Annotated in this window: 20 protein-coding genes and 1 tRNA gene; 12 read left to right on the top strand and 9 right to left on the bottom strand. The window is 58.5% G+C overall.

Features of this window, described 5'->3' with window-relative positions; all coding sequences use genetic code 11:
• The first annotated feature begins 129 nt into the window (after window positions 1–129).
• A complete protein-coding gene (lpdA, locus tag J3R80_RS01760; RefSeq protein ID WP_275392251.1) occupies window positions 130–1,524 on the top strand; it encodes a dihydrolipoyl dehydrogenase in 1,395 nt (464 codons plus the stop codon).
• A gap of 36 nt (window positions 1,525–1,560) precedes the next feature.
• On the opposite strand, the gene J3R80_RS01755 is transcribed toward lpdA, so the two are convergent.
• From J3R80_RS01755 to J3R80_RS01740, 4 genes are all read right to left on the bottom strand, one after another.
• On the bottom strand, window positions 1,561–1,932 hold the full coding sequence (locus tag J3R80_RS01755) for a DUF1761 family protein (protein ID WP_275392033.1): 372 nt from the start codon (window positions 1,930–1,932) through the stop codon (window positions 1,561–1,563).
• Complete coding sequence (locus J3R80_RS01750) at window positions 1,929–2,357, bottom strand: SRPBCC domain-containing protein (RefSeq protein WP_275392032.1); 429 nt, start codon at window positions 2,355–2,357, stop codon at window positions 1,929–1,931. The genes J3R80_RS01755 and J3R80_RS01750 overlap by 4 nt, the downstream gene beginning before the upstream one ends.
• Window positions 2,350–2,691, bottom strand: a complete 342-nt coding sequence (locus tag J3R80_RS01745; protein WP_275392031.1) for a metalloregulator ArsR/SmtB family transcription factor — start codon at window positions 2,689–2,691, stop codon at window positions 2,350–2,352. The genes J3R80_RS01750 and J3R80_RS01745 overlap by 8 nt, the downstream gene beginning before the upstream one ends.
• Before the next feature lie 377 nt (window positions 2,692–3,068).
• Complete coding sequence (locus J3R80_RS01740; RefSeq protein WP_275392030.1) at window positions 3,069–3,422, bottom strand: rhodanese-like domain-containing protein; 354 nt, start codon at window positions 3,420–3,422, stop codon at window positions 3,069–3,071.
• 212 nt (window positions 3,423–3,634) lie between these two features.
• On the opposite strand from J3R80_RS01740, the gene uvrA reads away from it, so the two are divergent.
• On the top strand, window positions 3,635–6,505 hold the full coding sequence (gene uvrA / locus J3R80_RS01735; protein ID WP_275392029.1) for an excinuclease ABC subunit UvrA: 2,871 nt from the start codon (window positions 3,635–3,637) through the stop codon (window positions 6,503–6,505).
• A gap of 57 nt (window positions 6,506–6,562) precedes the next feature.
• Here the strand turns inward: uvrA and J3R80_RS01730 are convergent, their stop codons facing one another.
• Together J3R80_RS01730 and mazG are read right to left on the bottom strand one after the other, a co-directional pair.
• Window positions 6,563–7,579, bottom strand: coding sequence for a Fe(3+) ABC transporter substrate-binding protein (locus tag J3R80_RS01730; RefSeq protein WP_275392028.1), 1,017 nt, complete (start codon window positions 7,577–7,579; stop codon window positions 6,563–6,565).
• Window positions 7,580–7,660: 81 nt separating this feature from the next.
• Window positions 7,661–8,506, bottom strand: coding sequence for a nucleoside triphosphate pyrophosphohydrolase (gene mazG / locus J3R80_RS01725; protein ID WP_275392027.1), 846 nt, complete (start codon window positions 8,504–8,506; stop codon window positions 7,661–7,663).
• A 54-nt stretch (window positions 8,507–8,560) separates the two neighbouring features.
• On the opposite strand from mazG, the gene J3R80_RS01720 reads away from it, so the two are divergent.
• From J3R80_RS01720 to J3R80_RS01710, 3 genes are all read left to right on the top strand, one after another.
• Entirely contained in the window at window positions 8,561–9,724 is a 1,164-nt protein-coding gene (locus tag J3R80_RS01720; RefSeq protein WP_275392026.1) for a M20 aminoacylase family protein, read from the top strand.
• An 82-nt stretch (window positions 9,725–9,806) separates the two neighbouring features.
• Entirely contained in the window at window positions 9,807–10,769 is a 963-nt protein-coding gene (gene speB, locus J3R80_RS01715) for an agmatinase (protein ID WP_275392025.1), read from the top strand.
• Between the two features lie 196 nt (window positions 10,770–10,965).
• Window positions 10,966–11,415: a DUF1499 domain-containing protein gene (locus tag J3R80_RS01710; protein WP_275392024.1), complete on the top strand. Its 450-nt coding sequence runs from the start codon at window positions 10,966–10,968 to the stop codon at window positions 11,413–11,415.
• Here the strand turns inward: J3R80_RS01710 and J3R80_RS01705 are convergent, their stop codons facing one another.
• A complete protein-coding gene (locus tag J3R80_RS01705; protein WP_275392023.1) occupies window positions 11,416–11,718 on the bottom strand; it encodes a hypothetical protein in 303 nt (100 codons plus the stop codon). It abuts the gene before it with no gap.
• Between the two features lie 61 nt (window positions 11,719–11,779).
• On the opposite strand from J3R80_RS01705, the gene prfA reads away from it, so the two are divergent.
• The 3 genes from prfA to J3R80_RS01690 all read left to right on the top strand — a co-directional run bounded on the left by prfA (window position 11,780) and on the right by J3R80_RS01690 (window position 14,510).
• On the top strand, window positions 11,780–12,835 hold the full coding sequence (prfA, locus tag J3R80_RS01700; protein WP_275392022.1) for a peptide chain release factor 1: 1,056 nt from the start codon (window positions 11,780–11,782) through the stop codon (window positions 12,833–12,835).
• Window positions 12,832–13,713 (top strand): peptide chain release factor N(5)-glutamine methyltransferase, encoded by an 882-nt coding sequence (gene prmC, locus J3R80_RS01695; protein WP_275392021.1) that lies wholly within the window; start codon window positions 12,832–12,834, stop codon window positions 13,711–13,713. Before prfA ends, prmC begins: the two co-directional genes overlap by 4 nt.
• Before the next feature lie 230 nt (window positions 13,714–13,943).
• Window positions 13,944–14,510 carry a DUF4167 domain-containing protein gene (locus J3R80_RS01690; protein ID WP_275392020.1) on the top strand — a complete coding sequence of 189 codons (567 nt, stop codon included), beginning with the start codon at window positions 13,944–13,946 and terminating at the stop codon, window positions 14,508–14,510.
• Window positions 14,511–14,642: 132 nt separating this feature from the next.
• Here J3R80_RS01690 and gpt read toward each other — a convergent pair whose 3' ends face one another.
• A complete protein-coding gene (gene gpt / locus J3R80_RS01685) occupies window positions 14,643–15,146 on the bottom strand; it encodes a xanthine phosphoribosyltransferase (protein WP_275392019.1) in 504 nt (167 codons plus the stop codon).
• 12 nt (window positions 15,147–15,158) lie between these two features.
• Complete coding sequence (gene fabI, locus J3R80_RS01680; RefSeq protein ID WP_275392018.1) at window positions 15,159–15,977, bottom strand: enoyl-ACP reductase FabI; 819 nt, start codon at window positions 15,975–15,977, stop codon at window positions 15,159–15,161.
• A 156-nt stretch (window positions 15,978–16,133) separates the two neighbouring features.
• Between fabI and pdxH the strand changes: the two genes are divergently transcribed.
• The 4 genes from pdxH to J3R80_RS01660 all read left to right on the top strand — a co-directional run bounded on the left by pdxH (window position 16,134) and on the right by J3R80_RS01660 (window position 18,051).
• A complete protein-coding gene (gene pdxH, locus J3R80_RS01675) occupies window positions 16,134–16,739 on the top strand; it encodes a pyridoxamine 5'-phosphate oxidase (protein ID WP_275392017.1) in 606 nt (201 codons plus the stop codon).
• A gap of 113 nt (window positions 16,740–16,852) precedes the next feature.
• The gene (locus J3R80_RS01670; protein WP_275392016.1) at window positions 16,853–17,392 is read left to right on the top strand and encodes a cold shock domain-containing protein; all 540 of its coding nucleotides are present in this window, start codon (window positions 16,853–16,855) and stop codon (window positions 17,390–17,392) included.
• Between the two features lie 46 nt (window positions 17,393–17,438).
• Window positions 17,439–17,894, top strand: a complete 456-nt coding sequence (locus tag J3R80_RS01665; RefSeq protein ID WP_275392015.1) for a DUF192 domain-containing protein — start codon at window positions 17,439–17,441, stop codon at window positions 17,892–17,894.
• A gap of 80 nt (window positions 17,895–17,974) precedes the next feature.
• Window positions 17,975–18,051 (top strand) — tRNA-Pro (locus tag J3R80_RS01660).
• Window positions 18,052–18,761 lie beyond the last annotated feature (710 nt).

Here is an 18,761-nt window from a genome sequence, read left to right as displayed (position 1 = left end):
TCCATGATCCCCTGAATTTCCGCGCTTAGCTGGGTTTCGCTCAGCGACTAGCGGGTTTTACCTAGCGTCATTGATCCGTTGAACTAAATAGTTTAATGGCAAACTATCTTGAAGATGAGGAGGATCCCCATGGCGGGCAAGGCTTTTGATACGGTTGTGGTCGGTGCTGGGCCGGGTGGCTATGTTGCGGCAATTCGGGCCGCTCAGCTGGGCCAGAACGTGGCCATCGTCGAACGCGAACATCTGGGCGGTATCTGCCTGAACTGGGGCTGTATCCCAACCAAGGCGCTTCTGCGCTCGGCCGAGGTGTTCCACCTGATGCACCGCGCCAAGGAATTTGGTCTGTCAGCGGATAAGGTCGATTACGATCTGCCCGCCATCGTGAAGCGTTCTCGCGGGGTCGCGGCGCAGCTGTCGGGCGGCATCGGCCACCTGATGAAGAAAAACAAAGTCACCGTGGTGATGGGCGAGGCGACGATCCCGGCCAAGGGTAAGGTCTCGGTCAAGACCGAGAAGGGCACCGACGAGCTGACCGCCAAGAATATCGTGCTCGCCACCGGTGCCCGTGCGCGTGAACTTCCGGGGCTAGAGGCCGATGGCGATCTGGTTTGGACCTATAAACACGCTCTGAACCCGCCGCGCATGCCGAAGAAGCTTCTGGTCATCGGATCGGGCGCAATCGGCATCGAATTTGCCAGCTTCTTCAACACCTTGGGTGCGGACACCACTGTTGTCGAGGTCATGGATCGCGTGCTGCCCGTGGAAGACGCCGAGATCTCGGCCTTCGCCAAGAAGTCCTTCGTGAAGCAGGGCATGAAGATCATGGAGAAAGCCATGGTCAAGCAGCTTGATCGCGCGAAAGGCAAAGTCACCGCCCATATCGAGGTGGGCGGCAAGGTCGAGAAGCAAGAGTTCGACACTGTGATTTCCGCCGTCGGCATCGTCGGCAATGTGGAGGGTCTGGGTCTTGAAGCGCTCGGCGTGAAGATCGACCGCACCCATGTCGTGACCGACGCCCATTGCCGCACGGGTGTGGATGGGCTTTATGCCATCGGGGACATCGCCGGTGCTCCGTGGCTCGCGCACAAAGCCAGCCATGAAGGTGTCATGGTGGCCGAGCTGATCGCCGGTCTGCACGCCCACCCGGTCAAACCCGAAAGCATTCCCGGCTGTACCTATTGCCACCCGCAGGTCGCCTCGGTCGGTCTGTCCGAAGCGAAGGCGAAAGAGCAGGGCTATGACATCAAGGTCGGCCGCTTCCCCTTTATCGGCAACGGCAAGGCCATCGCCATGGGCGACCCCGAGGGGATGATCAAAACCATCTTTGACGCCAAAACCGGAGAGCTGCTGGGCGCCCATATGGTCGGCCCGGAAGTGACCGAGATGATCCAGGGCTATGTGGTCGGTAAAACGCTGGAAACCACGGAAGAGGAACTGATGCACACGGTCTTCCCGCACCCGACGATCAGCGAGTCGATGCACGAAGCGGTGCTGGATGCGTATGACCGCGTCATTCACATGTAATACAAAGAAGGCCGGGTCATTGCCCGGCCTTCTTTTTCAAAGCGCGGCGTGCGCCAAGATCATCACAACCCCGCTGAGCAACGCGTAACCCACATCCACGGCCATGGCGAACCCGCTTTTCTGTGCCCATGCCCCAACCGAGGCTGTCTGAGTGGCCACGGCCAGTATCGCGACCATCGCGACACCCAATGCGCCCGTGGTTTCGGTCATGGCGATGACCAGAGCCAGAAAGGCAAGCGATACGATCTGGGCGAGCATCGGCCCCACCGGCATTGTTGCGGGCGGGTCCGGGTTGATCCGCGTCCCTTCGGCCCAGCGGCGTTGCAGGCCCAGAAACGGTCCATAGATCACAAACCCCAGCAGGAAGGCCGCGACGACACCTGCGCCCATAGCGACCCAGTTGATCACGACAGCACCTCGTCCAGTTTGGCCAGGATCGAGGTCCAGCCGCCATTGTGATTGTCGCGGCTTTCCTCGGACGGGAAACGGATGTGGTGCAGGCGCAGATCGGTTCCGCCGTCTTTCGGAGTCAGGTCCAGCGTGACGATCGAGTCGTCAATCGTGCTTGCAGGAGATTCCCAAGTGAATTGCAGCCTTTTGGCGCGGTCTATGATCCGGTATTCGCCTTCATGCGGCAGATCACCCGCGTTGGGCACCCGCATGATGATGCTGAAACGTCCGCCGACCTTGGCGTCGACACTTGCGTCAGGCACCGTGACGCCCGCGCCGGGGATCATGAATTTCGCAAGCATTTTTGCGTCCAGCCATGCATCGAAAACCCGTTCGGGCGGATAGGGGATGTGGCGGGTTATTTCCAGGGATAGGTCAGTCATTGTCGTCCTCCTTCAGGGCAGCTTCGAGGGCATCCAGCCGGAGCGCCCAGATCGAACGCAATTCGGCAAACCATTGGTCAATTTCGGAAAGCGGGGCCATCTGCACCTCGATCAGATGCTCTCGCCATTCGGTGCGTCGGGTCACCAGGCCGCAGGCCTCCAGCACCTTGATGTGCTTCGAGACTGAATTCAGGCTGATATCGAAAAGGCGCGCGATGTCGGTTACGCGCATCGGCCCTTCCTGCGCCAACAGCGTGAGTACGGCGCGCCGTGTCGGATCCGACGCAGCTTTCAATATCGCACTAAGGCGATCTGTATCCTTTCGTTCAACCATATGGGTGAATAACAAGCCAAGGGCAGTCAGTCAACCAAAAAGGTGAATGACGGTGTATCCCGTGCTTGCAGGATGAGATTTGCGAAACGAAAAATGGGTGTTTAGAGGGGCAGCTGTGATTTGATCATTTGAAATCAATTGGTTGAGTGTGATGGGCTACTGGCGGACGGTCACCGAGCCAACATTTAAATAAACTGGCTAATGGGCTGGTAAGCCGTGCCCATATTCTGAGTCACGTGACGAGCGATAAGACAGGAGGGTTGAAAACAGGTGTTTAAGACCGCCGGGTAACAGCCAGCGAGAAGCTCGTTGGATTGTCACAGCGGTCAGGCGTCTTTTCGCGTCGTATGTATGTTCGCGCCGTCAACTTCGCCAAGTTATCTCTCGATCTCGCCACCTGCCTGATGCCAGTGACCCAACCCGCCGATATTATAGACCTCGTTAAAGCCCAGACGTTTCAGAATCTGCGCCCCCTGCGCCGAGCGTGCGCCGGATGCACAATAAAGTGCGACCGGTTTAGCAGGGTCGATATCTGCATGAAAATCCGGTCCTTTCGGATCGCATTGGAACGGCATGACCGTCAGCGGCACGACGACGGCACCTTTCGCCTTACCGGTCATCTGCACCTCGCCATGGTTGCGTACGTCGATGACCGTTATGTCGCCTGTTCTGGCTTTGGAAACCGCCTCGCGAGGGTCCATCCTTGCGCCGCCCATTGTGAAACCAAACATTCTATCGCTCCTGTCCCGATAGGGGTCTGATCCGGGATATAGATCGCATCGTATACAGGTCAATGGGGCGGTGAATAAAAATTCAAAAAGGTGAATATTTGGCATCAGGTGGGGCGGCGTGATTGCGCGTGTTCTTCAAATGTTCTAATTTTTCGATTGTCCCGCCGCGCGGTTTGTCCTAACCGTTAAGCAATTGTGAACTGGGGGTCAGAATGGCCGAGCTGAAAGAAATACAGGTCCGCGGCGCACGCGAGCACAATCTGAAATCCATCGACGTGGATATTCCGCGTGACAAGCTGGTGGTGATCACCGGTCTGTCCGGCTCGGGCAAGTCGTCTTTGGCGTTTGACACGATCTATGCGGAAGGGCAGCGGCGCTATGTGGAAAGCCTGTCGGCCTATGCGCGCCAGTTCCTTGATATGATGGAGAAACCTGATGTGGATCACATCGCGGGGCTGTCTCCGGCGATTTCCATCGAGCAGAAAACTACGTCCAAGAACCCGCGCTCGACCGTCGGCACGGTGACCGAGATTTATGACTACCTGCGTCTGCTGTTTGCGCGGGCAGGGACGCCGTATTCCCCTGCCACCGGTCTGCCCATCGAAGCCCAGCAGGTGCAGGATATGGTGGACCGCGTGATGCAGATGGAAGATGGTACACGCGCCTATCTGCTCGCCCCCATTGTGCGCGACCGGAAAGGCGAATATCGCAAGGAATTTCAAGAGCTTCAGAAGAAGGGCTTCCAGCGCGTCAAAGTGAATGGCGAGATGTATGAGCTGGACCAGCCCCCAACGCTGGATAAGAAATATCGTCACAATATCGACGTCGTGGTGGACCGTGTGGTGGTGCGCGAAGGGATGGAGCAACGTCTGGCCGACAGTTTCCGCACCGCGCTGGATTTGGCCGACGGAATTGCATTGTTCGAGACCGCCCCGCGCGAAGGCGACCCCGAGGTTATCACCTTCTCGGAAAACTTCGCCTGCCCGGAAAGCGGTTTCACCATTCCCGAGATCGAGCCGCGCCTGTTCTCGTTCAACGCGCCCTTCGGGGCCTGCCCGGAATGCGACGGGTTGGGCAAAGAGCTGTTCTTTGACGAACGTCTTGTGGTGCCGGACGCGACGCTGAAAGTCTATGATGGCGCGCTGGCCCCATGGCGAAAAGGCAAGTCGCCGTACTTCCTGCAAACGATTGAATCGATTGCGAAACATTACGAGTTCGACAAGAATACGCCATGGAAAGATCTGCCCGCTCATGTGCAGCAGGTGTTCCTCTATGGCTCGGGCGAGGAAGAAATCAAGTTCCGCTTTGACGAGGGCGGGCGCGTCTACGAAGTAACGCGTCCCTTCGAAGGCGTCATCCCCAATATGGAGCGTCGCTATCGCGAGACGGATTCGAACTGGATCCGTGAGGAATTTGAGCGGTACCAGAACAACCGCCCGTGCGGGGCCTGTGGTGGCTATCGCCTACGGGACGAGGCGCTGGCTGTGAAAATCGGCTCGGGCGACAAGCTGTTGCATGTGGGGCAGGTGGTCGAGATGTCGATCCGCGAGGCCTTGGCTTGGGTCGAGGACGCGCCGAACCATCTGAGCGCCCAAAAGAACGAGATTGCGCGCGCCATCCTGAAGGAAATCCGCGAGCGCCTTGGCTTCCTGAACAATGTCGGGCTGGAGTATCTGACGCTCAGCCGCAATTCCGGCACGTTGTCGGGCGGCGAAAGCCAGCGGATCCGCTTGGCCAGCCAGATCGGCTCGGGCCTGACGGGCGTGCTTTACGTACTGGACGAGCCGTCCATTGGGTTGCACCAGCGCGACAATGACCGGCTGCTCACCACGCTCAAGAACCTGCGCGATCAGGGCAATACGGTGATCGTGGTTGAGCATGACGAGGAAGCCATTCGCGAGGCAGACTTTGTTCTGGATATCGGTCCCGGCGCGGGTGTGCATGGCGGCGAGATCATTGCGCAAGGGACGCCGGAAGATATTGCGAATAACCTAAATTCCATTACGGGGCAGTACCTTACCGGCGTGCGCGAGATATCGGTCCCTGCCACGCGTCGTAAAGGGAATGGCAAGAAAATCACCGTGAAAAAGGCCACGGGAAACAACCTGCAAAGCGTGACCGCCGACTTCCCTCTGGGCAAATTTGTCTGCGTGACGGGCGTGTCGGGTGGCGGAAAATCCACGCTAACCATCGAGACGTTGTTCAAGACCGCCTCGATGCGCCTGAACGGAGCACGCCAGACACCCGCGCCCTGCGAGACCATCAAGGGATTGGAGCATCTGGACAAGGTGATCGACATTGACCAGCGCCCCATCGGGCGCACGCCACGCTCAAACCCCGCGACCTATACCGGGGCCTTCACGCCCATTCGCGAATGGTTCGCCGGGCTGCCCGAGGCCAAGACTCGCGGCTACAAGCCGGGCCGGTTCAGCTTCAACGTGAAGGGCGGACGGTGCGAGGCCTGTCAGGGCGACGGTGTCATCAAGATCGAGATGCACTTTCTGCCCGATGTCTACGTGCAATGCGAAACCTGCAAAGGCGCGCGCTATAACCGGGAAACGCTTGAGGTGCAGTTCAAGGGCAAATCCATCGCCGATGTGCTGGACATGACGGTCGAGGATGCACAGACCTTCTTTCAGGCGGTGCCGTCGATCCGCGACAAGATGGATGCGCTGATGCGTGTGGGGCTGGGTTATATCAAGGTGGGCCAGCAGGCGACGACCCTGTCGGGCGGCGAGGCGCAGCGGGTGAAGCTGTCGAAGGAACTGTCGAAACGCTCCACGGGCCGGACGCTTTACATCCTTGATGAACCCACCACGGGTCTGCATTTTGAAGATGTGCGCAAGCTGTTGGAAGTGCTGCATGAATTGGTTGATCAGGGCAACAGTGTCATCGTGATCGAACACAATTTGGATGTGATCAAGACCGCTGATCACCTGATCGACATCGGCCCGGAAGGCGGTGACGGGGGTGGGCGCATTGTGGCAACGGGTACGCCCGAGGACGTGGCGCAGGTGGCGGAGAGCTATACCGGTCATTACCTGGCGCAGATGCTGATGCCGATGCAAAAAGCGGGTGAGTGAAACACAAAAAAACCCGGCCGATTGGCCGGGTTTTGATGTTTCTACCGGTGGGGCCGATCAGCCGTCGAAATCGACCTCTTGCACCAGTTTCAGCGCGTCGGCGCGGTGGCTGGCCACTTCCATCAGGTTGACGCTATCCGGCGTGAAGCTGCCCCAGTTTTTCACCAGATCGACTGCCTCGGTGCCCGGTGCAATCGGGTATTCGAAGTTCTGGGCGGCATAGATTTCCTGCGCTTTCGGTGAGGACAGGAATTCCATCAGCTTGATCGCAGCGTCCTTGTTTGGCGCGTTCTTGGCCAGCGCCACGCCCGAGACGTTTACGTGGGTGCCAGCACTTTCAAAGGTCGGGAACACCACGTTGACGCTTTCGGCCCATTCCTTTTGCTCAGGATCGCTCAGCATCTTGCCCATGTAATAGGTGTTGCCAATCGAGATGTCGCATTCACCGGCCCAGATGGCCTTGACCTGCGCGCGGTCGTTGCCCTGTGGTTTGCGGGCAAGGTTGGCTTTCACGCCTTCCAGCCATGTCTTGGCGTCTTCAATGCCATGATGTTGGATATAGGCTGAAACCAGCGCCAGCGTGTAGGCATGGGTGCCAGACCGGGTGCAGATCCGGCCCTTCCATTTTGGGTCTGCCAGATCTTCATAGGTGGTCACGTCACCGTCTGCCACGCGCTCTTTCGAGGCATAGACGATGCGGGCGCGGGTGGTCAGGCCAAACCATTGGTTGCCGGGGTCGCGGTATTCTGCCGGAATGTTGGCGGTCAACGTTTCGTTTTCGACCGGCTGGGTCAGACCGGCATCCACCACGCCGGCAAGGCGGGAAATATCGACTGTGAAAATCAGGTCGGCGGGGCTGCGTTTGCCTTCCGCTTCCAGTCGCTCGATCATGCCTTTGTTCAAAAAGGCGACATTGACAGCAATCCCTGTTTCTTCGGTGAAGGCATCTGTCAGCGGTTGGATCAGCTCAGGCTGGCGATAGGAATAAACGTTGACCTCGTCGGCGCTTGCGATCGCGGGGGCGAGAGTTGCGGCCACGATCGAAGCCGAGGCGAAAGTGCGAACAATGTTCATCACATGGGTCTCCTTGTTTCGTTGCTGCGCTTAAACCTGAGTCTTTTGATTGGGTCAATACCCGATTAAATTAATCGGAAATTAATTGCCGCCCGCCCGCTCAGTCAGTTTTTCGGCCTCCCAATGGCCATCCATTTCTTCAAGCGTTGCATCTTCCGGGGTGCGACCTTCCACGGCCAGTCGCCGCTCGATCCCCTTGAAACGACGTTCGAATTTCGCATTGGCGTGGCGCAGGGCCTCCTCCGGTTCGACGTCAAGATGGCGGGCCAGATTGGCGACCACGAACAGCAAATCCCCGATCTCTTCACGCAGCTCGTCAGGTCCAAGCGTGTCGCGCGCCTCGGCCACCTCGCGCGCTTCTTCGGTGATCTTGTCCAGAACGGGGCCGATATCGGGCCAGTCAAACCCCACCCGCGCGGCGCGTTTTTGCAGTTTCACCGCCCGTAACAGGGCAGGCAGTCCGATGGCCACGCCGTCCAGCACGCCTTGCTGGGCTTTGCCCGCCCGCTCGGCGGCCTTTATGGTCTCCCAATCGCGGGTCTGCTGTTCGGCGGATTTATCGCGGGATTCATCCCCGAACACGTGCGGGTGGCGCGCGACCATCTTGTCGGACATGGTATCGGCCACTTCGTCAAAGGTGAACATCCCGGCCTCTTCCGCCATCTGGGCATGAAAGACCGATTGGAACAGCAGATCGCCAAGTTCGCCCTTCAACTCATCCCACGCCTGCCGTTCGATTGCATCCGCCACTTCATAGGCTTCTTCGATCGTGTAGGGGGCAATTGTGGCAAAGCTCTGTTCGATGTCCCATGGACACCCGTTTTGCGGATCACGCAATCGGCGCATGATTTCGCGCAGGCGATCCATCCCCCCTTGCGGGTTGAGGACCAGACTGTCAGAGGGGGAAAGATCGTGGGTTTTGCTCATTGCATCATGGTCCAAATCAGGATTGTTTCGTCCCACCCTTGATAGGAGGAAGTCATGGCGATCATCAACCGCATTGGCGAATTTGCAGACGACATGAAAACGTGGCGGCGGCATATCCATGCCCATCCCGAGTTGGGGTTGGAGTGCCATGACACGGCGGCTTATGTGGTGAACCACTTGCGCGGTTTCGGTGCGGACGAGATTCACGAGAAGATCGGCGTTTCGGGTGTTGTCGGCATCATCAACGGGCAGGGCGACGGGCCGACCATCGGGCTGCGCGCCGATATGGACGCCCTGCCGATGGACGAGGCGACGGGGCTTGATTATGCCTCGACCGTGCCGGGGCGTATGCATGCCTGCGGGCACGACGGTCACACCACCATGCTGCTGGGCGCGGCGCGCTATCTGGCGGAGACCCGGAACTTCAAAGGACGCGTTGCGTTGATCTTCCAGCCCGCCGAAGAAATCGACGGCGGCGCGAAACACATGTGCGACGAAGGTTTGATGAACCGTTTCGATATTGCCGAGGTCTATGCCCTGCACAACATGCCGGGGCACGAGGTGGGCAAGTTCTATACCACGCCCGGCCCGATCATGGCCGCGGTCGATACGCTTCGGGTCAAGGTGACGGGGCGCGGCGGGCATGCGGCCTATCCGCAGGATACGGCCGATCCGATCATGGCGGTGGTGTCGATGGTGCAGGCGGTGCAATCCATCGTCAGCCGCAACCTGTCGCCGATGGACAATCTGGTGGTCTCGGTCACGATGATCGGCGGTGGGACCGCGGACAATATCATTCCCGAGGACGCGTGGTTTGCCGCCACGATCCGGTCGTTCACGCCTGAGGTGCGTGAGATGGTGCAGCGGCGCCTGCGCGAGGTGATCGAAGGGCAGGCGGCCAGCTTCGGTGTCACCGCCCAGATCGACTATGAGCTGGGTTACCCGCCCACCGTGAACGACGCCGAGTCGGTCGAGAAAGCCGCCAAAGTGGCGCGCGAGATCAGCGGTGCCGACCGGGTGTTTGCCGATGAAGGGCGCGAAATGGGGGCCGAGGATTTTGCATATATGCTGGAAGAACGGCCCGGTGCATACCTGTTTCTTGGGCAAGGAGAGGACGGCGCTGGCGTCCATCACCCCGCCTATGATTTCAACGACGAAGCCGCGCCATACGGGGCCAGTTTCTTCGCGCGGTTGGTCGAGCGGTTGAACCCGGTCTGACGGCGCTCAATAAAAATTTGATCAAATTATCTGGCCAGACCTCGCAACCTGTGCTAACCGATCAGAAACAGGGGAGGCCGCAATGGCATTGGAAGACGCAAAAACACAGGTCGATACCGCATTCACGCGGGACGGGTTCAAAGGTCTGGCCTTTGAGAACACCTTTGGTGGGGCCCTGTCTTTTCTACGTCGATCTTATACCAAAGACCTGACGGGCGTGGATATTGCCGTCACCGGCATTCCCTTCGATCAGGCCGTTACCAATCGCCCCGGCACCCGGCTTGGCCCGCGCGCCATTCGCGAGGCTTCCTGCCTGCAATCACCCGATCAAGCCTATGGCTGGGATTTCGACGTGATGAGCGAATTTGCCATCGCCGACTATGGCGATATGCCGTTTGACTATGCTCATATCGACCAGTTTCCCGCCGCGCTTGAGGCGCATATCAGCGGCATTCTGGATCAGGGGGCGGCCTGTCTGACACTGGGGGGCGATCACTACATCACCTTCCCAATCCTGCGCGCGCATGTAAAGAAACACGGGCCGCTCAGCCTGTTGCAGTTCGATGCGCACACGGACACGTGGGCCGACGATGACATGACCCGTGTCGATCACGGCACGATGTTCTACAAGGCGGTGAAAGAGGGGCTGATCGACCCGACCCGCTCGGTTCAGGTGGGCATCCGCACCCATAACGCCGACACGATGGGCGTGAACATCATTGACGCACGTGAAGTGCATGAAACCGGTCCCGCTGGTGTCGTGGACAAGATCAAGTCGATCCTGGGCGACCGCAAAACCTATCTGACCTTCGATATCGACGCGCTGGACCCGGCCTTCGCGCCCGGCACGGGCACGCCGGTCTGGGGTGGCCTGACCTCGGCGCAGGTGGCGATGATCCTGCGCGATCTGGTAGGGATCAACCTTGTGGGCGGCGATGTGGTCGAAGTCTCACCCCCGTTTGACACCACCGGCGCAACGGCCATTGCCGGGGCACATGTGGCGATGGAAATTCTGAATCTGTGGGCCGTGACACGGCGCGGTTGATCGGCGCCACGTGTCACAGCGATCACCCGATGCCTCTGTTTCAAACGGCATTCCGGCGTGTCGCACCATCCCTTTGTCCATCGCTCGCCCGAAAGCCCTTGTAGGATTATGGTTGCAGCGTTAGCCCGGCTCATCTATCGCTACCAAGAGTTGATGTGTCGCGATCCGCTGGGGGGCGGAGGGTTCGGGGGCGTGTGTGAACTATATTGTTGCCGCAATTCTAGGTGTCCTTTTCTTGGCCGTTCTTGCGCTTGGTTGGGTGCGACTGGCGCCTTTGCCAACCGAGAGGTTTTCGGCACGACCGGGTCCGAACAATCCCGGCACCCACAAATTGCCCGGCGGGGTAAAATACGTGATCCCGCTGCGCATTCTGCCGGAAGGCGCTTTGGACCACCTGATCTGGATCGCTCTGGAAGCCCCGCGCACACATTTGCGGCATCAGGAAGATGATCTGTTTGCCGTCGTCACCCGTTCGCGCCGGATCGGATTTCCCGACATCACTGTGGCATGGGTGGCAGATGACGCGCTGCATATTCATGCCCATCTGGTGTATGGCAAAAGCGATATGGGCGTGAATGAACAGCGCGTTGAGGCCTGGCTTGATCAGCTCAGACATCTTGATGATGACATGGATGACGAGTTCTGATCAGAGCGCCGGTAGCACGTCAGGCGCGTCACTGTTGGGCAGCGTGTCTTCCAACGCCTGAGCCGAGACACAGCCTTCGCCGGTATCGCGCCACATGGGGACGTTCAGGCTCATCTCGCAACGGGCCATGAATGCCCGGCCCCCGACGAACAGGCAGATGCTTTCGCCCAGTTCAACCCGGCTGCCGGATGTATCGGTGCAATAGCAGTCAATGACCTTGCCGCCCGGTGTGGTGACATCAGCCAGCACCGGGTTCGCGAACAGTCCGCCCGCGACGAAGAAAAGGGGCAATATCCTGAACATACCCAAGGTTAGCACAAACGCAGCCCTTGACCAAACCCTTGGGATAAGGGACACCGCCCCCATGGTTCCTTTGGAAAAACTCTCTGCGATCACAGAACGGTTCGAGTTTCTGGAAGCCCGCATGGCCCAGGGTCTGTCGGGCGAAGAAATCGCACAGGTTGGGCGTGAATATGCCGAGCTTAAGCCCGTGGTCGAGGAGATCGCAGCCTATCGCCGGCTGTTGGATGACATTGCCGAGGCCGAGGCGATGCTGGACGACCCGGACATGCGCGAACTTGCCGAGGAAGAACTGCCCTCGTTGAAGGAACGATTGCCCGAGGTCGAACAGGCAATGCGGTTGGTGCTTTTGCCGAAGGATGCCGCCGATGCCCGGCCCGCGATGATCGAAATTCGTCCCGGCACCGGCGGGGATGAGGCATCGTTGTTCGCTGCCGACCTTCTGCGGATGTATCAACGCTATGCCGAGACGCGGGGTTGGAAGTTCGAGATCATGGAGCAAAGCCTGACCGAGCTGGGTGGCATCAAGGAAGTGGTCGCGCATGTGAAGGGCGAGGGCGTGTTCGCCCGCCTGAAATATGAAAGCGGTGTGCATCGGGTGCAGCGGGTGCCGGAAACCGAAAGCGGTGGGCGCATTCACACATCCGCCGCCACCGTCGCTGTGCTGCCCGAGGCAGAGGACGTGGACATTCAGATTGATGCAAATGACATCCGCATCGACACCATGCGGGCGTCGGGATCTGGCGGTCAGCACGTGAACACCACCGACAGCGCGGTTCGGATCACCCATTTGCCAACGGGGATCATGGTCACAAGCTCGGAAAAAAGCCAGCACCGCAACCGCGAGATTGCGATGCAGGTTCTGAAAACGCGTCTTTTCGATCTGGAACGCCAGCGGGTCGATGATGCCCGTGCGGCGGATCGCAAGGCGCAGGTCGGCTCGGGCGACCGGTCGGAACGCATCCGCACCTATAATTTCCCGCAGGGGCGCATGACGGATCACCGGATCAACCTGACGCTCTACAAACTGGATCAGATCATCGCGGGCGATCTGGACGAGGTGATCGACGCGCTGATTGCCGAAGATCAGGCCGCACAGCTGGCTGATATGGACGGATGACAACCGGCGCGGCGCTTTTGGTATCGGCGACGCGGGTCTTGCGCGCGGCAGGGGTGGATGATCCCGCCCGCGACGCGCGGGTTCTGCTGGCCCATGTGCTGGGCATTGATCGCAGCCGTTTGACGCTGGTCTTGCAGGATGAGCTGGGGGACGATCAGGCCATAGCTTTCGAGCAAGCCATCGCAGCGCGTGCCAACCGCCAACCCGTCGCCCAAATCATCGGCACGCGCGCGTTTTACGGGCGTGACTTCATTGTCTCTGGTGATGTGCTGGACCCACGCCCCGACACCGAGCTGTTGGTCGATACGGCATTGTCGGTGCCCTTCGACACCGTACTGGATCTGGGCACGGGAACCGGCTGTATCGTGCTGACGCTGTTGGCAGAACGGCCCACAGCAAGGGGGGTGGCGGTGGACCTGTCAGCCGCAGCCTTGTCGATTGGCCGATCCAATGCGCAGGCCTTACAGGTCGAGGATCGCGCGGCTTTTCAGGAGGGATCCTGGTTTGGTGCCGTCGCCAGTGATCAGCGCTTTGACCTGATCGTATCCAATCCGCCCTATATCTCAGAGGCTGAAATGGCGTCTCTGACCCCCGATGTGCGGGATTGGGAACCTCATCTGGCGCTGACACCCGGTGGAGACGGGCTGGCGGCTTATCGCCAGATCATTGCGGACGCGCCACATTATCTTACACCGGGTGGGAATCTGATGGTCGAAATCGGCGCCGGGCAGGGTGCTGCGGTCAAAGAGCTGTTTCAGGAAACAGATTTTACCGCGATCCGGGTGCTGAAAGACCTGTCCGGGCATGACCGCGTGGTCACGGGAACCTTGCTGAACGCGCCGGATTTGGCCGACCGAGGGGTGGAAAACGGCCGTTAAACCCACCGAAACCCGGCAAAATTCCCCGTTTCCATCAGTTTTTGCCAGATAAGGCTTGTGTTTCAGCGGCCCACGTGACAATCAGGTTTTAGCAGTGTCGCAGTCCTTGTGACAGCCGCTGTTGGTAAGCCCTACAATTCGAACGATGTGGCACAGATTGGTGTCTTGTTCGAAAACACAGCGCGGCAATTACACCGTGCGTTGGAAGCTAAAGCTGGAAAAACAAGCTGATGAGATCGCCGAAATCACGTTCGCGAAATAACAAGTCGAACCGAAACCGGAACAATCCGGGTAACATCATCAACCGCGTCTATGACAGTTCGGGACCCGAAGGCAAAGTGCGCGGGACGCCCCAGCAGATCATCGACAAGTATACTCAATTGGCGCGCGATGCGTTCCTGTCGAATGACCGGGTTGCGGGCGAGAACTTCCAGCAACACGCCGAGCATTACACCCGTCTTCTAAGCGAAGCGCAACGCGAAATGGAAGCCCGGCGTCTGCAATCCGAACAGCAAAACCGCGAACGTCAGCAACGCGAAAAAGAAGAGCGTGAGGCGCGTGCTGAACGCAAATCTGCACAGGCAGCGGCGGGCGAGGGGGATCAGCCCGACATCGCCCCAGCGTCCGACAACATGGATGACAGCGACCAAAGCGGGTTGGTGGAAACACCGGAAAGCAAGCCGAAGAAAGCACCTGCGCGGACCCGCAAACCCCGTAAGCCTGCCAAATCGGAGTCCGAGAACACCGATGCGGATGCGGCCGGTGGCACGCCGGATGCGCCAGAAGCAGCCGAGTAATCTGCAATACAAGACATGTGAAACCCGGCCTGCGTAAGCAGTGCCGGGTTTTTTGTGCTCGTTTGCGCCCTTGAGTATGAAAAAAGCCCCGTCGGTGGGCGGGGCTTTCCTGTCTGCGTCTGCGACGTTGGCTTAGTCCGTGCCGCGATACGGTTCGACATATTGAAGGGCCATATCCCATGGGAAGAAGATCCATGTGTCCTGGCTGACTTCGGTAATGAAGGTGTCCACCAGCGGGCGCCCCTTGGGTTTGGCGTAAACCGTGGCGAAATGCGCCTTGGGATACATGTTGCGCACAAGTTCCAGCGTTTTGCCGGTATCAACCAGATCGTCGATGATCAAAACACCCTCGCCATCGCCCATCATGGCCTCATCAGGCGCTTTCAGAAGCTCGGCTTCGCCTTGCGACTGGTGGTGATAGGATTTGACCGACACGGTGTCGACGGTGCGGATATCCAGTTCGCGGGCGACGATCATGGCCGGGGCCAGCCCGCCGCGCGTGATTGCGACAACAGCGCGCCACCCGGTGTCTTTGGGGCCTTGGCCATCAAGCCGCCATGCAAGCGCACGACTGTCGCGATGGATCTGATCCCAGCTGATGTGAAAGCCTTTTTCGTGGGGCAGGCGGTCGCTCATGTCTGACGCTCCTTATTTGCGGCCAGTGGCCACGTCGATGTCGGGGGCGTCAACCGCCTTCATGCCAACGACGTGATAGCCGCTGTCCACATGATGGGTTTCGCCCGTTACGCCCGAGCCAAGGTCGGACAGCAGGTAAAGCGCGGAATTCCCAACGTCCTGAATGGTGACGTTGCGGCGCAGGGGCGAGTTCAGCTCGTTCCATTTCAGAATGTAACGGAAATCACCGATGCCTGACGCCGCCAATGTCTTGATCGGACCGGCCGAGATCGAGTTCACACGAATGCCGTCCTTGCCCAGATCTTCGGCCATGTAGCGCACCGATGCCTCAAGCGCGGCCTTGGCCACGCCCATCACGTTGTAGTGCGGCATGACCTGTTCGGCACCGTAGTAAGTCAGTGTCAGAAGCGACCCGCCATCCGGCATCAGGTCCGCTGCCCGACGGGCCACCGCAGTGAAGGAATAGACCGAGATATCCATCGTCATGCGGAAATTTTCAGGGCTGGTGTCGACATAGCGACCCCGAAGCTCATTTTTATCCGAAAAACCAATGGCGTGAACGACAAAGTCCAACTTGCCCCATGTTTTCTCTAACGTGCTGAACAGACTGTCGATCGAGCCTTGGTCCGACACATCGCATTCCACCACCAGGTCGGATCCCAGCTGTGCAGCCAGTGGATCAACGCGTTTCTTCAACGCCTCGCCCTGATAAGAAAAAGCCAGCTCGGCACCCGCCTCGGCACAGGCTTTCGCGATCCCCCATGCAATGGACTTGTCATTGGCCAGCCCCATAATCAGGCCGCGCTTGCCCTTCATCAATTCCGTCGACATTCTGGTTCCCCGTCCCGAGATACTGCGATATGCCCGTTTAGGCGATTGGCCGGGTCTCTTCAAGCCTGAGACCTACGTTCCGATACGTGTTTGTAACAGAGTTGGCACGGAACCGCGCAGACCATATGTTTGGAAAGAAACAAGAAGGAAGCCGAAATGTCTGAACGAGGCGGGATATTTGCGGGTGAAAATCCGTTTGCGATCGCACGCGATTGGCTGGCCGAGGCAGAAAAATCCGAGCCCAACGACCCCAACGCCATCGCGTTGTCGACGGTGGATGCAGATGGGTTGCCGAACGTCCGAATGGTGTTGCTTAAGGACATCGAAGATGACGCCTTCGTCTTCTACACCAATTATGGGTCTGCCAAGGCACAAGAACTGGATCAAGCTGGTAAAGCGGCCTTTGTCATGCATTGGAAAAGCCTGCGCCGCCAAATTCGGGTACGTGGTGTGATCGAACGCGAAGAGGGGCCGCAAGCGGACGCCTATTACGCGTCGCGGTCGCTGAAAAGCCGGCTGGGCGCCTGGGCCTCGCATCAGAGCCAGCCGCTGGCGTCTCGTGCCGCTCTGATGGCCGAGGTAGCGAAGGTGACAGCCACCCACGGTACCAACCCCGCGCGCCCGCCATTTTGGGGCGGATACCGGATTTGGCCGACCGAAATAGAGTTCTGGGCCGATGGCGCGTTCCGCCTGCATGACCGGTTTCGTTGGAGCAGAAGTGAAAAAAGTGACTCGTGGTCAGTTGTGCGATTAAACCCTTAAAAAACTGGATTTTTCGTGTTATACCTGCCTAAAAGTATATGTGTTTAAGGCTTGCACCCGGATTTCAAACACCCCAATAGTATCGTGGGGATGCGAATTTTTTGAGGACAGTTATGGCGCAAGATACAGACGCGCATGAGCCAATCGTGCTGCGTGGCCAGGTCAAATGGTTTGATCCAAGCAAGGGGTTTGGATTCGTGATCGCCGACGAAGGCGGGGCGGACATTTTGCTTCATGCCAATGTGCTGCGCAATTTCGGCCAAAGCTCGGTTGCTGACGGTTCCATCATCGAAATCTCGGTGCAATCGACCGAACGCGGTCGTCAGGCTGTTAACGTCTTGTCCATCGAGCCGCCCGAAGCTGATACCGAACATCAACTTGAAGAATTTACCGAAGGCGTCGTTGATCCTGACAGCATCGGACCGTTGGAGCCTGCGCGGGTCAAATGGTTCGACAAAGCCAAAGGGTTCGGTTTTGCCAATGTGTTTGGACGGTCGGAAGATGTGTTCATCCATGTCGAGGTTCTGCGCCGCTCGGGGCTGGCCGATTTGCAACCCGGTGAAGCGATTGGCCTGCGATCTGCCGCGGGCAAGCGTGGCTGCATGGCGGTCAGTGTTTCGTCCTGGGATGCGGCCACCGAAAGCAAAGACTGACATGCGCGGGGCGGTGAGCAGGATTGCGAAAATGGGGGCGTCCGTTATGGGCGCCCTTTTGCTGTCCGCGCCGGTTTGGGCCGATGCCTGTGAACCGGACCATGTCGATCTGCGGGGCGACTGGGGCAAGGCGCGATTCATGGTCGAGATCGCCGATGATCCGGGCGAGCGCGCACAGGGTTTGATGCACCGCGAAAGCATGCCGATGTCGCATGGGATGTTGTTTCTGTTCGAAACACCCCAATCGGTCAGCTTCTGGATGAAAAACACCTTGATCCCGTTGGATATGCTGTTTTTGACCGCTGACGGTACGGTGGCGCGGGTGCACCGGAATGCCATTCCGCATGACATATCCCCCATTCCCGGTGGATCGGATATTCTTGCCGTGCTTGAGGTGAACGGCGGAATCGCAGAACGATTTGGCATTTCGAAGGGCACTGTGATGCGCCACCCAATGCTGGATCAGAGCATCGCTGCATGGCCCTGTGCAACGACCGAATAGCCAAGGTAAAGAAGGAAGATCGGGCAGGCGGTCAATTTGCCCTTTTCTTCGTCAGGAACCCCCGTTAAGGAGAGGGCGTTCGGGGCGTAGCGCAGCCTGGTAGCGCGACGGTTTTGGGTACCGTAGGTCGCAAGTTCGAATCTTGCCGTCCCGACCATTTTCCCAACGTGGATATCTCGACCGGGTTTGCTTGGTATGTGCGTGGCAGGACCACCAGATATAGTGTTGATACGCTCGCGGGCGTTGGGTCGATATCACCTGCACGCCCCGTCCGGTGCATGCGGCGATCGAGCCAAGGGTATGCTGAAGGTTGGAACCGAATCCCGGGTGGAGCGCCGAAGATATTGATTCCTTTTGTCTCGATCCAGTTTGGCCGTTTTGTCATCCTGCCTGACGCAAAAACGCCACATGTGAGGGGTTTGACTGCTGGCTTTCCAGCAAAACAGCGATTTTGTCCGTCTTTGCCCAAATTCTTGCGGTTTGCGTTGTCCCTCGATCCCTTTGCGGTGCCGTGCCTCTTGCGTTTGACAGTTCGGAATTGAGGTATCACTTTCCCTTTTTGGCATAAGTCCGGTGATCACATACTAAAATCTGAAACCATCCACAGCCGCCCCTTGCGGAGGAATCGAATGGTTAATCCCGCGCTTGCTCAAACCCCAATCAACGTCAACGAAAAAGAGTTGTGGATAGACCAGAAGTTTTTGTTGACCTACTAGGGGTGGATACGCCACCTTGTGCGTGCTGATCAACAAACCACAACATATAGTGGCGGCAGGTTACAGCGGGACAGTAAAAGAATTATGACACGATCTGATGGGTCGAACGAGACCGGGGCCGCGTATTGCGTGCTTCGGGGCGGGTTTTCTG

The organism is Aliiroseovarius sp. Z3 (genome assembly GCF_029105185.1).
Classification (GTDB): Bacteria; Pseudomonadota; Alphaproteobacteria; order Rhodobacterales; family Rhodobacteraceae; genus Aliiroseovarius.
This window is presented reverse-complemented; position numbering and strand designations above follow the sequence as displayed.

What these genes read in the sequence shown, in the direction of transcription:
- J3R80_RS01730 (WP_275392028.1), bottom strand. Translation starts at nt 7,579, where the DNA reads ATGAACATTGTTCGCACTTTCGCCTCGGCTTCGATCGTGGCCGCAACT.
- speB (WP_275392025.1), top strand. Translation starts at nt 9,807, where the DNA reads ATGGCATTGGAAGACGCAAAAACACAGGTCGATACCGCATTCACGCGG.
- J3R80_RS01750 (WP_275392032.1), bottom strand. Translation starts at nt 2,357, where the DNA reads ATGACTGACCTATCCCTGGAAATAACCCGCCACATCCCCTATCCGCCC.
- J3R80_RS01690 (WP_275392020.1), top strand. Translation starts at nt 13,944, where the DNA reads ATGAGATCGCCGAAATCACGTTCGCGAAATAACAAGTCGAACCGAAAC.
- gpt (WP_275392019.1), bottom strand. Translation starts at nt 15,146, where the DNA reads ATGAGCGACCGCCTGCCCCACGAAAAAGGCTTTCACATCAGCTGGGAT.
- J3R80_RS01740 (WP_275392030.1), bottom strand. Translation starts at nt 3,422, where the DNA reads ATGTTTGGTTTCACAATGGGCGGCGCAAGGATGGACCCTCGCGAGGCG.
- mazG (WP_275392027.1), bottom strand. Translation starts at nt 8,506, where the DNA reads ATGAGCAAAACCCACGATCTTTCCCCCTCTGACAGTCTGGTCCTCAAC.
- J3R80_RS01745 (WP_275392031.1), bottom strand. Translation starts at nt 2,691, where the DNA reads ATGGTTGAACGAAAGGATACAGATCGCCTTAGTGCGATATTGAAAGCT.
- uvrA (WP_275392029.1), top strand. Translation starts at nt 3,635, where the DNA reads ATGGCCGAGCTGAAAGAAATACAGGTCCGCGGCGCACGCGAGCACAAT.
- J3R80_RS01705 (WP_275392023.1), bottom strand. Translation starts at nt 11,718, where the DNA reads ATGTTCAGGATATTGCCCCTTTTCTTCGTCGCGGGCGGACTGTTCGCG.
- J3R80_RS01720 (WP_275392026.1), top strand. Translation starts at nt 8,561, where the DNA reads ATGGCGATCATCAACCGCATTGGCGAATTTGCAGACGACATGAAAACG.
- lpdA (WP_275392251.1), top strand. Translation starts at nt 130, where the DNA reads ATGGCGGGCAAGGCTTTTGATACGGTTGTGGTCGGTGCTGGGCCGGGT.
- J3R80_RS01670 (WP_275392016.1), top strand. Translation starts at nt 16,853, where the DNA reads ATGGCGCAAGATACAGACGCGCATGAGCCAATCGTGCTGCGTGGCCAG.
- prfA (WP_275392022.1), top strand. Translation starts at nt 11,780, where the DNA reads ATGGTTCCTTTGGAAAAACTCTCTGCGATCACAGAACGGTTCGAGTTT.
- fabI (WP_275392018.1), bottom strand. Translation starts at nt 15,977, where the DNA reads ATGTCGACGGAATTGATGAAGGGCAAGCGCGGCCTGATTATGGGGCTG.
- pdxH (WP_275392017.1), top strand. Translation starts at nt 16,134, where the DNA reads ATGTCTGAACGAGGCGGGATATTTGCGGGTGAAAATCCGTTTGCGATC.
- J3R80_RS01665 (WP_275392015.1), top strand. Translation starts at nt 17,439, where the DNA reads ATGGGCGCCCTTTTGCTGTCCGCGCCGGTTTGGGCCGATGCCTGTGAA.
- prmC (WP_275392021.1), top strand. Translation starts at nt 12,832, where the DNA reads ATGACAACCGGCGCGGCGCTTTTGGTATCGGCGACGCGGGTCTTGCGC.